The following is a 12,785-nucleotide window of genomic DNA, read 5'->3' on the forward strand; positions in this document are numbered from 1 at the left end:
ACAACTGCGGTACCTTGCGCGATAGCGCATCGATCTCGTGCATGCCGAAGTCCAGTTCGGCCTCCTGCGCCGCCGCGAGCAGGTGCAGGATGGTATTGGTGGAGCCGCCCATGGCGATGTCCAGCGTCATGGCGTTCTGGAAGGCCTTGAAACTGGCGATGCTACGTGGAAGCACGCTCTCATCGTTGTCACGGTAGTAGCGACGGCAAAGATCGACGACCAGCCGGCCGGCTTCAAGGAACAATTGCTCGCGATCGGCGTGCGTGGCCACTACGGTGCCGTTGCCGGGCAGCGACAGGCCGAGCGCCTCGGTCAGGCAATTCATCGAGTTGGCCGTGAACATACCCGAGCATGAGCCGCAGGTGGGGCAGGCGCTGCGTTCGAATTCCAGCACCTTTTCGTCCGATGCGCTTTCGTCCGCGGCAATGACCATGGCATCGATGAGGTCAAGCTTGTGATCGGCCAGGCGAGTCTTGCCCGCTTCCATCGGGCCACCGGAGACAAAGACCACGGGGATGTTCAGGCGCAGCGCGGCCATCAGCATGCCGGGCGTGATCTTGTCGCAGTTGGAAATGCATACCAGCGCATCGGCGCAATGCGCGTTGACCATATATTCGACGGAGTCGGCAATGATTTCGCGGCTAGGCAGCGAATAGAGCATGCCGTCATGGCCCATCGCGATACCGTCGTCGACGGCGATGGTATTGAATTCCTTGGCAACACCGCCGGCTTTCTCGATCTCGCGCGCCACCAACTGACCAAGATCCTTCAGGTGCACATGGCCGGGCACGAACTGCGTGAATGAGTTAGCCACCGCGATGATGGGCTTCTGGAAATCCTCGTTCTTCATGCCGGTGGCGCGCCATAGCGCACGGGCACCAGCCATGTTACGGCCGAAAGTGGAAGTCTTGGAGCGAAAATCAGGCATGGCATTTCCCGCAGGGGCGCCAGGCAGGCGGCCTGGCGCATTGAATCGATACACGTTCGATTCTACGCACGCGCGGGTGTCCGGTTAAAGCCGCCGGAGTGCTTATGCCATCTCGTTCTAAGCAGCCGAGGTCAGCGATAGCCGCTTGCGACGGCCTGCGTGGCGTTCTCTTCCACGCGCAGGGCAAGTTGCTGGGCGAGCAATTCGTCCTGGATGCGCTCGGCGACCGCACAAGGCTCGCCACGAGAGCACAAAGAACAGGACTTGTTGTGCAGCATCAGTGTGGCAACGACGGATGACGTGAGCATGGCTTATCCCCCTGGAACGACGACATGGTCTGTCAGGAAGGCTATCGGCCTGAAGAAGCGCTGCTTTAGCCATTGCTGGCGCGAGAGCGCAAAGCGCTCTCGCGCCGTGCTGCACAGGTCAGATCCTGGCGCTGGGATGAGCCGAAGGGTAGGGCGACAACAAGTGCGCTTCCTGCCGGGCCAACTCCTCGCGCAAGGCGCTGGCCGTGGCCTCGACCTGGTCCTGGGTCAGGCTGCCTGGCAATGCCGATGCCGCGATCGGGGTGGGAAATGCACCGTCGAACACGATCAAGTTGACGTTCTCGATCGGATCGGCCGCCAGGTTGTACAACTCCCATTGGTCGGGCGCAGGCTCGGGACTCCACGGATCGCAATAGCGCACCAGCTTCCAGTCTCCACTGCGCAGCGCGCGTACATGTGCCGGCTGGCAGACCGGGCCGGGCGAAAGGTCGGGGCGATAACGATGAGGCGAGTCACCATTGACCGGCGGAGTACGCAATAGCTCTACCGTGGCACTGAATACCGCGTATTGCTGCTGCGAGACCACGTTATGCGGATCGTCGTCACGCGGCAGCGGTTCGGTGATCATGTCGTCGGTGGCAAACAGCACGGCTTTGCGCTCTTTGCCATCGGGGCCGATGACCGGCCCGCCCTGCGCTTTGATGACCGGAGCGAGGTTGGCGCCGGGGAGTGCTGCTGCCGGGTGCGTCTTGGACAGGTTGCGCCGGGCGCGTTCGACCTGGGCCTCGTCGGCACCGGCGATACCCAGCAGGGTCGGCAGGATATCGATATGACTGGTCAACGCATCGATCGCCACGGGGGTATGGCGATTGGCGTTGTAGTGCTTGGAGCTGACCAGAAACGGCACGTGCACCGTTTCCTGGTACGCACCGTGCCACTTCTCGATCATCATGCCGTGGGAGGCCCCGTATTCGCCGTGGTCGGAAGCGAACACCACCACGGTGTCATCGCGCAAACCGGCCTCTTCAAGCGTTTGCAGCACGCGCAGGATGTGCCGGTCGACCATGGAAATCATATAGGCGTAGTACTGCAGAAAGCCCGTCGCCGCGCCGTCCGAGTTTTCCTGCAACTGGAAGGGAATCGGGATAGTCAGCGTGGCCTCCACGGCATTGCGCAACTGTGTGGCCTCGTCGCCGCCCATGGCTTGGGCAATGCTCAAGCCGGTCTTGGCCGCCAGACCCAGGGCCACCTTGTATGCGTAGTCGTATTGAGCGCGCGGCTTGTTGTTACCCAGCAAATCTTCATCCTGCGTGGGCGACGCCGTGGCACAAGCCTGCGGCAGGCCCAATGGATTCATCGGGATATGGAACGTGCCGTACTTGGGTGCTGCGCTATAGGTGCCCGGGAGCGGCACAGGTACCGACATGCCTGGGCCGGTCCTTGGCTGCTGCAAGGGCTGGTCTGGCGGAAATTGCGGGTCCAGCGCACGCGGAAGCGTGGGGTAGGTGGCGATGTCATGCGGATTGGTAAATGAGCAGACCGCAAAGAACGGCTTGGGCGCAGGCACGCCAGGGCTATCCGGCGCGTTAGCGCTAACCTGGCCAGTGTTGCGCGCAAAAGGCACACCCAGCCCACGATTGTGCAGAAACGCACATGCCAGGTCGGCGAACTGATAGTCGCGGTACGCGCCCATGTTGTTGGTCAGCGAACCATGTGGCTCAGGCCACGACAACTCCCAGTCGGCAAAGCCAAAGCCTTCCAGGGTGTGTTCCGGCGGATCGCTGACATGCCACTTGCCGAAATAGTGCGTGCTGTAGCCAATCTCCCGGAAATAATCGCCGATGGTCGGCGCGCCGTTGTGCCGTAGCCACGGGAAGTTCTGCGCATCGCCGCTCTTGAACAACCCGTCGGTCTGCGTCACGCCCGTGCGTGGCCCGTATTGGCCGGTCATGATGCTGGCGCGGCTGGGAATGCAGGCGGATTCGGCAATCGTGTGATCGGTAAATACGGTCGCGTATTCGCGAAGCTTGCAAAAGCCGGGATAGTACTGGGCCCAGTCGTTGCTGGCCGGGTCGATGTCGCCGATGAAATTGAGCACCTGCTTGATGCCATCGGCAAAGCCTGCCGAACCGTAACCGGCGCCCGGGTAATACAATTGATCGACCATGATCATCAGGATGTTTGGTCGCGACTTTCGGTTGCCAATCTCGTCCTTGATGTCTTGCCAGAAGCCATCAGCCGTCGCCGCTGTATTCATGTCGTCCCCGCCTTGCATGCCATTCCCCTTTTCAAGGTGAAAATCCTGGTTGAGCATGCGCCAGCCACGCCTATGGCACGCAAGCGCGCCATCCGCGGATCACCTTTCCAGGTAGTCCCGCGGGTGATTGGACGTGATGTGCCCCTGCTGACCTGGGTTTGATCCGGTGGCCTAAACATAGTGTGTAGGCCATCGGCGGTCTGTAAGGAATTTGCTGATTACATGCTTACCATGACTTTTGGGCCAGGATGCCGCGGCAACCGGTTTTTTATGGATATGGCGTCAGGGGTTCATGGTGGAAATCAGCTGGCGCGTAACGCCATAGTCCGTGGTTACGATGGCATCGGTTCCTTCGGTGACACCGTCACGGTCAACAGCATAGGAAAAGATGCCGCCCTTGATGCTTCCAGTGGGTTGCCAGTTGGCGTACTGATACGCGCGACTTCCTTCCAGCGGCGTGCTGACGTCGCCCCAGCGAGGTCCTCGCTCCTCGTAAAACGAGAATCCGATCAGGTACTGCCCGGGCGAAATGAATGGCTTGTAGCTGTCGAATGTCGCCTGTAAACCGGATACGGATCGACCGTAGGATTGCACTAGTACGTAATCGATCAGGTCGTTGACCGAGGTGAACAGCGGATGGCTGCCAGCCTGGTTGGTGTCGTAGATGAAGAGCTTTCCCGTGCCGGATTTTGGCCCTATGGATTTCGAAAGCGACCTGAATACGCCGGAGACGCGTTGCACCTGTTCGGACGACAGGGCGCTCTCGACATCGACATCCAATCCATCGAGGTCATAGGGTGTCATGAATCTTTCAAGCACCTGCGCTGCCTTGAAGTCATAGCCGGCTTGCGAGTTTTCATAGTCGTCTTCCAGAAATACCTCGATCCCGACAGTACGCACGACCTTGGTGCCACGGCTACGCAATACGGGAACATAATGATTCTTGAGCGCCGGCCAAAAAGCCTCGCCTTCGCTGCCTTCCGGAAATACGAAAGCAATATCCAGGCAGTCTGGCAGGTCGTCCATGGAAGTCTTGTTGGTCGCCGGATTGCTGGCGATATCGCGCCATGAGCGAAAGTAAGCAGCCATGATCTGATGGTCGCCTCGCTTGTAATCGAGAATCTCTTCCAGCGCGGCCCCGGTGGCGTGCGAATTATCCGCAGGACATGCCGACGAAGAGGCCGCCTGTATCTGCCCACTGGATGTAAACAGCAGGCAGGCCAAGCCAGCCGATAGGGTCATATTGTTATTTATCCACATGTCGCTCTCCTGGTGCCATCCTTGTTCCAAGCACACACAGCATCCCTTGCGAGGATCGGCAAGGTATGTCGGCAACGCGGTGCGCTGGTTGTGCGCGAATTCTCTGCCGGTGCGGCTATGCGCTATTGATCACACACCAGGCTGTTCAGGGTCGAGGTTGGCGCCAGTTGGCATGCGTATCCCAGAAAGCAGCGCTGGCGCGATAGGCTTCCCGGTCGAGTGGCGTGCCCGATCCGCCTTCCTCCACACCCAGTGCATTGCGCAGCATGGTGATGGGCACCATGGGGATTTCCTCAGGCTCGGCCGTGTAAAGACAGCCCACGATGCCCCAATCGGCATCGATAGGAGTTCCTTCCTTTGCCATCTGCTCACGGTTGTAGAGGATGGGCAACAAATAGTTGGCCACGGCAGGTGTCACACCTTCGAACCATCGCGTCAGTACCGGCAGCTCGTCCTTGGTGCGTGCCTCGTAGCCGGAGCGAAGCAGGTGACGGTTTTCCTCGGTGACAGGTATCGCCATGCAGCGCGTGCTTGTCCAATTGCGATGCACATGCAGGCGACAAAAGGGTGCATATCCCTGAAGCACCTTGAGCGGCGTCTCCTCGTTCAACCGCCGCTCGAATGCCTCGGCAGTGCAGTCCTGGATGGCGTTGAGGCGTTTGTCGCGTGGAAACAGACGAGCGCGTGCGAAGGGCGTCAAAACGATGGACATGGGCTTCATCGGATGGGTAAACCACAAAGCTTAGCTATTTTGTCCAGGAACGAAAGCCGACGGCCGAGACTTCGGTGGGCCGCTTTACGTTCCATCGGGCTTGTCCGCCCTGTAGGCGAGTTTTTCTGTGCCTTCAGGCTGACCAATCGGGCGGTCAAGGCCTGGTCGATGTGTTCGCACGCCGCGCTGCTCAGGGCCACGGGTAGCGGTGGCTTGGTCTGGTCGATCACCTGCGATATTGCATCGTCTGTACTATTCACGGCACCGACAATTCACGGCTACGTTACGGGCATTCATTGACTTGGCGTAAGCGGGGCAGGCGGCGGTTTAGATGTTATCTGCGGTTCGGGCGGCAGAGGCACAGCCGGATCACTGGCACTGACGGTCTTGTCCAGTTTTGCGCAGTCGACACCATGCGCCGTGGCCCATGCTTGCAGGTTGGCGGGGCGATAGTCGGCGATGTCGCGCCAGCGCTTGAATACCGAGGCGTCGATGGTTTCGTTGATGACCGTAGTCTGCCGGTCTCCGGCGATTACCGGCGGCGCACCGAGCGGGCGGTAATACGGCTGCCCTAGCTTGCTGAGCTTGTACAGTCCGTGTGCCATCTCGGCAAACGAGTCATGGATGGGACTGTCGATCTCACTGCCGTCCAATGAGATGCTGCTCTTGAAGGTCAGGCCATGTAGCCGGGCCTTTTGCATCAGCCAATTCAGCGGCAGCTGTGAAAGCATGCCGTCGTCATAGCCCCCGCCAACATCCGCATGCGCCCCGACAAACCAGCGCTGCTCGACCTGGTCCAGGGGGCGCGGCTTGGGACTGTCGGCCGGCGCGTTTTTGTCGATCGTCCGGGTCCAGAGGGTGGGGGCGAAGGCCTTCCGATGTTCATCGATGGCCATGGCGTGATAGGCGCGATCATTATTGATGCGCAGATCGGTTTCCAGGAAACCATAATCAGACCGGCTGATGATCGGGATATGCCCGAACGGCACGCCCAGGGCGCCCACGGTATCCCACACGCCCTGGAACCAGATCGGTATCGCCATGGAGTAACGCAAAAGAAGTTTGTCTTCCTGCGTCTGCTGCGCAGGCGGCACGTGTTTCAGCCCGCGAATGGTCGGCACGGCCGAGCCTCGCTTGTAACGCGCATACAACTGGGGGATCGATACCGGCGCACCAGGTTGCAACAGGCCACATTTTGAGATCAGGCCGGAAAGGCTGCGCGCAGTAAATGCGCCGCGGCTGAATCCGAAGAGAAAGATGTGATCTCCCTCGACATAATTCTCCATCAACCACATGTAAGCCTGGATCACTTCATTATCCAGGCCGTAACCGAACATACCGCCAATCAGGCGCTGCCCATTCTGTGTGCCCACGCCCGCGCTGTAATAGGAGAGCTGGTCATCCAGGGTCGAACACAGTGATTTAAGCCGCCAGACATTGGTGTTGCTATCGACGGTATTCCATGTCCCATCCAGAAAAACGGCGATTCGTTTCATGGCGCCGGAGCCTATGGTTATTTCAAGGCGAATATTTATTTAGCTGACGAGAATTGTCCAGCGCAATGCCATGAAAGGTTGCGAGCAAATACCTGGTTGGAGGCCCACTTGGCTGACCTGTTTACTTAAGTTGCTGAAAACCACATATGACTTGACCGGCCCGCGCGCCACATCTACGCTGCCATCTCTACGGAGATGGCATGCCTCCGCGAACCGCCCCATCGGGGCTGATGATGCCTACATGTCCTGGCTTGCCGGGCGTGTGGGCGTATGCGACACGCTGGTCGGTCAGGTGTTTTCTACTGCCTGGATGACACATGCGCGCGTTTCGCTCCCTGGAACAATGGGAATTGCTGCCCTACATGGGCAAATGGTTGATTGTGGCTACTTCGGCCGCCGTGCTGGCCGGCACGGCGTCGGCGTGGTTCCTGCTCGCCCTGGAATGGGCGACGGCCACCCGGTTGGCCACCCCCTGGTTGATGGCACTGCTGCCGGTCGCCGGCTTCGTGGTCGGCTGGTTCTATTTTCGACTCGGCAAACCGGTCGAGGCGGGCAACAACCTGATCATCGACGAGATCCATGATCCGAAGAAGGTGATCCCCCTTCGCATGGTGCCGCTTGTCTTTGCCGGTACCGTGATCTCGCATTTGTTCGGGGCGTCGGTGGGGCGCGAAGGCACGGCGGTACAGATGGGCGGTGCCCTGGCCGACCAGATGACCGTGCTGTTCCGGTTGCGCTCGGAGGATCGACGCATCGTGCTGATGGTTGGCATGAGCGCCGGCTTCGCGGCGGTGTTCGGTACCCCTTTGGCCGGTGCGGTGTTCGGGTTGGAAGTCCTGGCCATAGGTCGCCTTCGTTATGACGCGCTCTTTCCGTGTGTGATCGCCGCGATCATTGCCAACCAAGTATGTCTTGCGTGGGGCGTGCACCATACGGTCTACGTGGTTCGCGAGTTGGTGCCGATGACGGTGACGAGCGTGCTTGCCACGGTGGCTGCCGGCATCATCTTCGGCGTGGTGGGGCTGTTGTTTGCCAAGGCGGCCCATGCGCTTGGCGCCTGGGTAAAAGCGTTGATCGGTTATCCGCCCTTGCGCCCCTTTGCCGGCGGCGTGGCGATTGCGGCATCGGTGTATATCCTGCACACGCAGGCTTACGTTGGCTTGGGTATTCCGACGATCGTGGCAGCTTTCGATCATCCCTTGCCGTGGTGGGATTGCTGGGGCAAGTTCGGTTACACGGTGCTTTCGCTCGGTACGGGATTCAAAGGCGGCGAGGTTACGCCGCTGTTCTTCATTGGCGCCACGTTAGGCAACAGCCTGGCTCCATGGCTGCACTTGCCTGTCTCGATGCTTGCCGGCCTGGGCTTTGTGGCCGTATTCGCCGGGGCGGCCAACACGCCACTGGCGACCACGGTGATGGCGATCGAACTGTTCGGGCCACAGATCGGGCCATTCGCTGCGGTAGCATGTGTGGCAAGTTATCTCTTTTCCGGTCATGCGGGTATCTATCACGCGCAGCGCCTGGGCCACGCCAAGCACGTACGGAACTTGCCGGAAGACATGCGCCTGAGCGAGTTGCCCACGTATCGTCGTGAACAGCGCCAGGCCAATACCCGCAAGGACGCGCGTTCATGAGTACACCGGACATGGCACAATGGGTTGCGTACGCCTGTATTTTCCCGAGTGGACCCGGGCGAATCGATCCCGGCTATGGCATCACCTCAGTGCGCCGGCGCTGGCGCATCATCTGTTGCGCGTGGCAAGGCGCGATGGCATCGAGCAGGCGATCCTGCATCGTGTCATGGCAGGCTACCTGAAGGGTCAACGCGTGCGGCATTACCATCCGGAGACGGCGGGCATGGATCATCCACAGTGCCTGGAACTGATCGATCGCCGCGAGCGGCTGGAATCCTTTCTTTCCAGCCATGCCGAAGAACTGCGCAAGGTACGTTTAGTCATCCTGTCGGTAGCATTGCCGAGCCAGGTACAGGCGTGATTGGAGGGGATCCGATGAAAGGTTACCGCATCATGTTTTTTACCCAGGAGGGCCGCAAGGTCCATGGCCGCTCGATTGCCGAGTGGATCCTTGAAAAAGCGCGCGAAGTGGGAGCCGCCGGTGGCACCATGATGGCCGGTGGTGAAGGATTTGGTCACCAGGGGACATTTCATTCGGCTGGATTTCTTGAAATGACCGATCGACCTGTGACGTTGTCCGTGGTTACGGATGAAGCCAGCTGCCAGGCCTTGATGGCGGCCGTGAATGAAGCGGCCATCGATGTCTTCTACTGCCGGCATGAAGTGGAATTCGGGCGGCTTGGCCGGTAACGCGTGGTACCGGCTTGAACGTATCGCCCGATGCACTGGCACCCCGGTGTTGTCGAGGTACCCATGCATCGGGCGCGATGGCCGGAATCTTTCCCGTCATGGCGCTCCGGCAAGCACGGACTGATAAACCCCATCCCAGAATTCGCACTGATGCTGATGCGTGAAATCGCTGGCTGGCTGCGGGTAAAGGCCGCGTGGTGTGAGTTGCTCCACGAATGAAACGCCGCGGTCATTCATGCGCAGCCATGGGCTGACCAGGGTGAAGGGTGATCCGGTGTGTGCGAATGCCGTCCAGGCGCGCATCATGGCGTATGACATGAAAGCCTCGCCAGCGGTAAATCGCGCGGGTTGCGTCGCGGCATAACGCAGATTGTTCGGAAACAGGAAAGGCACATCGCTGGTGTGCGCGGCGCCCAGGTCCATATAGCTGTCCGCATCGCCCAACAGATGGGCCGCGCCCTCATCGGAAGCCTCGTACTCGAATACCGGTACCTGTTGCCGCGTCAGCAGGCCCGCGGTGAAATGCCCCAGGCATGCATAGGTGGCATCCGTGAAAACCTGTGAATAAGCCAGGTCCGTATCCGGATAGGCCGAAAGCGGATATTGCGCGATCACCTGATCGACGGAGATTGGGAAGCCTGTGAAAAGTGATTGCAGGGCACCCGCATAGTCGTCCGGTTGAAGCGGTCCGTTCTCCAGATCGAAATCCTCGGCTGTAAACAGGCGCGCTTCATCGTGCGTATTGCCGAGCATGATGGGTACCTTGTTGAACTGGCCGGCGATGATGGCGGCGAGCGGCTGCACGGGCAGGGCATGACCACCCGCGGTGGGTTCCCAGGCCAATTGTCCTTCGGTGCTGTCATCGCGTCCCTGTATGGCGAGTATGCTTTGCACTGGCAATTGAAGCATGCAGGCAACGACGGCCGCTGGATCATCACTGGTGCATCCCAGTGCGGTAGCGATGGCATCGCCGATCTGGCTCTTCTGGTCGAGGGTTGGAATATAGGGAATGTAGATACCGCTCTGGATGATCGCCTTCTCAAACAAGCCGTTCGATGCCGGTGAACTCACGTGCAGCAGGGAACTCTGTCCGCCCGCGGACTGCCCAAAGATCGTGACATTGGCCGGGTCGCCACCGAACGCGCGGATGTTGTCATGCACCCAATGCAGTGCGGCGATCTGGTCAAGCAGGCCGTAGTTACCCGAGATGCCATCACTGCTTTCAGAGGTGAGGCCGGGCAGGGTGAGCGAACCGAGTGCGCCGACGCGATAGTTCACCACGACCACGATGACGTCACCGACATTGACCAGGCCGGCACCGTCGTAATGATCGGCAGAGCCTTCGAGAAACGAGCCGCCGTAGAAATAGACCATGACGGGTTTGGTTGCTGACGGATGGCTGTTGCGTGGCGTGTAGACATCCAGGTTGAGGCAATCTTCGTTGCTGCTGGCTGTGCCTACGAAGCTGGCTTCCTCGGGTGTCTGTGGACAACTGGACCCTTCATCCACATGAGCCTGGATGCCACTCCACGAGGGCGCCGACTGTGGCGCTTTCCAGCGCAGTTCGCCGACCGGGGCGGCAGCGTAGCGGATACCCAGGTATTTGTTGACGTTTTCATCCGTGAAACCGGAAAGCATGCCTTGCGATGTCGTGACCACAGGGGAGCCGTATGGCGTGCGTGGCCTGATCCCGGCGTCAGGCAAGCGCAAAGAGCAGCTCCCAGGATGAAAATCGTCGAACGCATGACAGTCTCCTTGTGGTGGCGATCCGGTGGAGGCCGCTCCCCATGGCGGTCATGGCGGTACGAACACCCATGCTGCTCCTGATGGTGTCCTGAAGATGTGACCCACGTTCAGGGTGATTCAAGTCATGTGGCCCATGGCCGATAGCTTTGCTGGAGGCGCTTGACGGCGCCGGTGTCAACGCCACTATCGGTGAACCCATGATCGGATCGCATCCTCGGCCGCAGATCGCGCCTGTGCTCACGTTTGGTCCCTGGTCGGAGCAGACGTCTGACAATCCCTTCGCCTTGCCGGACGATCATTTTCCCGATCACGACGAACTGGCACGCCACGCCCTGTGGGCGGTGCGGAACAAGGTGTTGTCCGCATGGCGCCAGCGCTTTCCCGAACTTGTCGCAGGCGCGACGATTTGAATTGTGGCCAGGTAACGAGGCGTGCCCAGGTAACCTATGGCGCTGGAGCGACGTCAGTCGTGATTTGGAGATTTGGAATCCCAATCTGCGATTGAATCGCAGATCGCATCGCGAATGAATTCGCTCCTGCAAGCCGCGTTATCCATGCATTGCCGACATGGCCACATCCACGCTGTCTCCAGGATCGGCCGCATGAAAGCGCGACGCGTCGATGCCGCGTCGCTTGAGATGCTCATGCAACAGCCTGACCGGTTCTTCGCGCTCTTCATCGGTGAGCTGGAATACGCCCCAGTGAATGCCGATAGCCTGCCTGGCCTGTAAATCTTCCGTGATGCGTACGGCTTCTTCCGGGTCGATGTGCTGGTCGCGCATGAACCAGCGCGGTGCATAGGCGCCAATGGGGATGAGCGCCACATCCGGAGCGCCTACGCGTTGGCGCATCTGGCGAAAGATCTCGCCACTTCCATAACCGGTGTCACCCGCGAAATAAGCAAGGCCCGCTGGCGTGCGCAGCATGAAGCCGCCCCATAGCGCCATGCGTTTGTCGCCAGTCCCGCGTGCCGACCAATGGTAGGCCGGCACGATGGTCGCTTCGGCGCCATCACCGACGGGGAGGGTATCCCACCAGTCGCCCGTGGCGACGCGGGCATCGGGAATCAGGTTGCGTATGATGGTGTCATTGCCCAGCGGCGTGACGATCAAGGGCTTGTGCGCTGCATGCAGACGGCGCAGCGTGTCGGCATCGAGATGGTCGTAATGGTTGTGGCTCAGCAGCACGACATCGATCGGCGGCAGCTTGTCCAGGGCGATGCCCGGCTGCATCACGCGTCGCGGGCCGGCAAAGCTTACGGGACTGCAGCGCTCCGACCAGACAGGATCGGTCAGCACATTGAGCGAGGCGGACTGGATCAGCAGCGTGGCGTGGCCGACCATGGTCACACGCAGACCATCGACCCGTGTCTCCGGCACGACCTGGCGGACCGGGACGGACGCCGGCCATGGCGAGGCTTTTTCCTTCATGCGCCAGCGCAGCACATCTCCCAGGGAGCGGTCCGTGTTGGGATGGCCAGGATTGAAGAAGCGCAATCCATCGAAATGGTCACTCGGCGAACCGGTGTAGTACTTGTTCTTCGCCATGCTGTTTCCGTCATGATCGGCGATTGCCGCATGCCAAGGATCATTGGGACGGGCATCCGGGTTTCAATCGTGACTTCCAGGTATCTCGAAAAACCACGCATCGAAGTCTTCATGGCGGCGAATCTTCCGCGGGTATTCAAGGGCCGCAATCCAGCGCCTCTGGCTTCATTGAGGCCAAGTCACATGCGTCCCGGCACACGCTGGAACGATACATAGGAGATTTTCGAGATTCCCCTTGGCACCATG

Annotated in this window: 12 protein-coding genes and 1 riboswitch; of the genes, 4 read left to right on the top strand and 8 right to left on the bottom strand. The window is 60.0% G+C overall.

Annotation, left to right across the window (positions count from 1 at the left end; genetic code table 11):
* From VF436_RS18075 to VF436_RS18100, 6 genes are all read right to left on the bottom strand, one after another.
* A partial coding sequence (locus tag VF436_RS18075; protein WP_330905434.1) for a dihydroxy-acid dehydratase occupies positions 1-928 on the bottom strand: 928 nt, incomplete at its 3' end.
* Between the two features lie 131 nt (positions 929-1,059).
* Entirely contained in the window at positions 1,060-1,236 is a 177-nt protein-coding gene (locus VF436_RS18080) for a hypothetical protein (protein ID WP_330905435.1), read from the bottom strand.
* A gap of 118 nt (positions 1,237-1,354) precedes the next feature.
* Entirely contained in the window at positions 1,355-3,454 is a 2,100-nt protein-coding gene (locus tag VF436_RS18085; protein ID WP_330905436.1) for a sulfatase-like hydrolase/transferase, read from the bottom strand.
* A gap of 282 nt (positions 3,455-3,736) precedes the next feature.
* On the bottom strand, positions 3,737-4,696 hold the full coding sequence (locus VF436_RS18090) for an EndoS/ChiA family endoglycosidase (RefSeq protein ID WP_330905437.1): 960 nt from the start codon (positions 4,694-4,696) through the stop codon (positions 3,737-3,739).
* A gap of 163 nt (positions 4,697-4,859) precedes the next feature.
* The gene (locus VF436_RS18095; RefSeq protein WP_330905438.1) at positions 4,860-5,426 is read right to left on the bottom strand and encodes a DUF3228 family protein; all 567 of its coding nucleotides are present in this window, start codon (positions 5,424-5,426) and stop codon (positions 4,860-4,862) included.
* A gap of 293 nt (positions 5,427-5,719) precedes the next feature.
* Positions 5,720-6,922 (bottom strand): DUF2235 domain-containing protein, encoded by a 1,203-nt coding sequence (locus tag VF436_RS18100; RefSeq protein WP_330905439.1) that lies wholly within the window; start codon positions 6,920-6,922, stop codon positions 5,720-5,722.
* Positions 6,923-7,104: 182 nt separating this feature from the next.
* A riboswitch (Fluoride riboswitch) is annotated at positions 7,105-7,169 on the top strand.
* A 70-nt stretch (positions 7,170-7,239) separates the two neighbouring features.
* Between VF436_RS18100 and VF436_RS18105 the strand changes: the two genes are divergently transcribed.
* Genes VF436_RS18105 through VF436_RS18115 form a run of 3 tightly spaced genes read left to right on the top strand, consistent with a single transcriptional unit; the run spans position 7,240 to position 9,246 of the window.
* On the top strand, positions 7,240-8,556 hold the full coding sequence (locus VF436_RS18105) for a voltage-gated chloride channel family protein (protein WP_330905440.1): 1,317 nt from the start codon (positions 7,240-7,242) through the stop codon (positions 8,554-8,556).
* A 19-nt stretch (positions 8,557-8,575) separates the two neighbouring features.
* Entirely contained in the window at positions 8,576-8,917 is a 342-nt protein-coding gene (locus VF436_RS18110; protein ID WP_330905441.1) for a DUF190 domain-containing protein, read from the top strand.
* A 14-nt stretch (positions 8,918-8,931) separates the two neighbouring features.
* The gene (locus tag VF436_RS18115) at positions 8,932-9,246 is read left to right on the top strand and encodes a DUF190 domain-containing protein (RefSeq protein WP_330905442.1); all 315 of its coding nucleotides are present in this window, start codon (positions 8,932-8,934) and stop codon (positions 9,244-9,246) included.
* A gap of 96 nt (positions 9,247-9,342) precedes the next feature.
* Here VF436_RS18115 and VF436_RS18120 read toward each other — a convergent pair whose 3' ends face one another.
* Positions 9,343-10,905: a carboxylesterase/lipase family protein gene (locus VF436_RS18120; RefSeq protein ID WP_330905443.1), complete on the bottom strand. Its 1,563-nt coding sequence runs from the start codon at positions 10,903-10,905 to the stop codon at positions 9,343-9,345.
* A 284-nt stretch (positions 10,906-11,189) separates the two neighbouring features.
* On the opposite strand from VF436_RS18120, the gene VF436_RS18125 reads away from it, so the two are divergent.
* The gene (locus tag VF436_RS18125) at positions 11,190-11,402 is read left to right on the top strand and encodes a hypothetical protein (RefSeq protein ID WP_330905444.1); all 213 of its coding nucleotides are present in this window, start codon (positions 11,190-11,192) and stop codon (positions 11,400-11,402) included.
* Positions 11,403-11,540: 138 nt separating this feature from the next.
* Here the strand turns inward: VF436_RS18125 and VF436_RS18130 are convergent, their stop codons facing one another.
* Positions 11,541-12,539, bottom strand: a complete 999-nt coding sequence (locus VF436_RS18130; RefSeq protein ID WP_330905445.1) for an MBL fold metallo-hydrolase — start codon at positions 12,537-12,539, stop codon at positions 11,541-11,543.
* Between the last annotated feature and the right edge of the window lie 246 nt (positions 12,540-12,785).

The organism is Dyella sp. (assembly GCF_036384435.1).
Lineage (GTDB): Bacteria > Pseudomonadota > Gammaproteobacteria > Xanthomonadales > Rhodanobacteraceae > GSA-30.

What these genes read in the sequence shown, in the direction of transcription:
- VF436_RS18080 (WP_330905435.1), bottom strand. Translation starts at nt 1,236, where the DNA reads ATGCTCACGTCATCCGTCGTTGCCACACTGATGCTGCACAACAAGTCC.
- VF436_RS18085 (WP_330905436.1), bottom strand. Translation starts at nt 3,454, where the DNA reads ATGAATACAGCGGCGACGGCTGATGGCTTCTGGCAAGACATCAAGGAC.
- VF436_RS18090 (WP_330905437.1), bottom strand. Translation starts at nt 4,696, where the DNA reads ATGACCCTATCGGCTGGCTTGGCCTGCCTGCTGTTTACATCCAGTGGG.
- VF436_RS18095 (WP_330905438.1), bottom strand. Translation starts at nt 5,426, where the DNA reads ATGTCCATCGTTTTGACGCCCTTCGCACGCGCTCGTCTGTTTCCACGC.
- VF436_RS18100 (WP_330905439.1), bottom strand. Translation starts at nt 6,922, where the DNA reads ATGAAACGAATCGCCGTTTTTCTGGATGGGACATGGAATACCGTCGAT.
- VF436_RS18105 (WP_330905440.1), top strand. Translation starts at nt 7,240, where the DNA reads ATGCGCGCGTTTCGCTCCCTGGAACAATGGGAATTGCTGCCCTACATG.
- VF436_RS18110 (WP_330905441.1), top strand. Translation starts at nt 8,576, where the DNA reads ATGGGTTGCGTACGCCTGTATTTTCCCGAGTGGACCCGGGCGAATCGA.
- VF436_RS18115 (WP_330905442.1), top strand. Translation starts at nt 8,932, where the DNA reads ATGAAAGGTTACCGCATCATGTTTTTTACCCAGGAGGGCCGCAAGGTC.
- VF436_RS18125 (WP_330905444.1), top strand. Translation starts at nt 11,190, where the DNA reads ATGATCGGATCGCATCCTCGGCCGCAGATCGCGCCTGTGCTCACGTTT.
- VF436_RS18130 (WP_330905445.1), bottom strand. Translation starts at nt 12,539, where the DNA reads ATGGCGAAGAACAAGTACTACACCGGTTCGCCGAGTGACCATTTCGAT.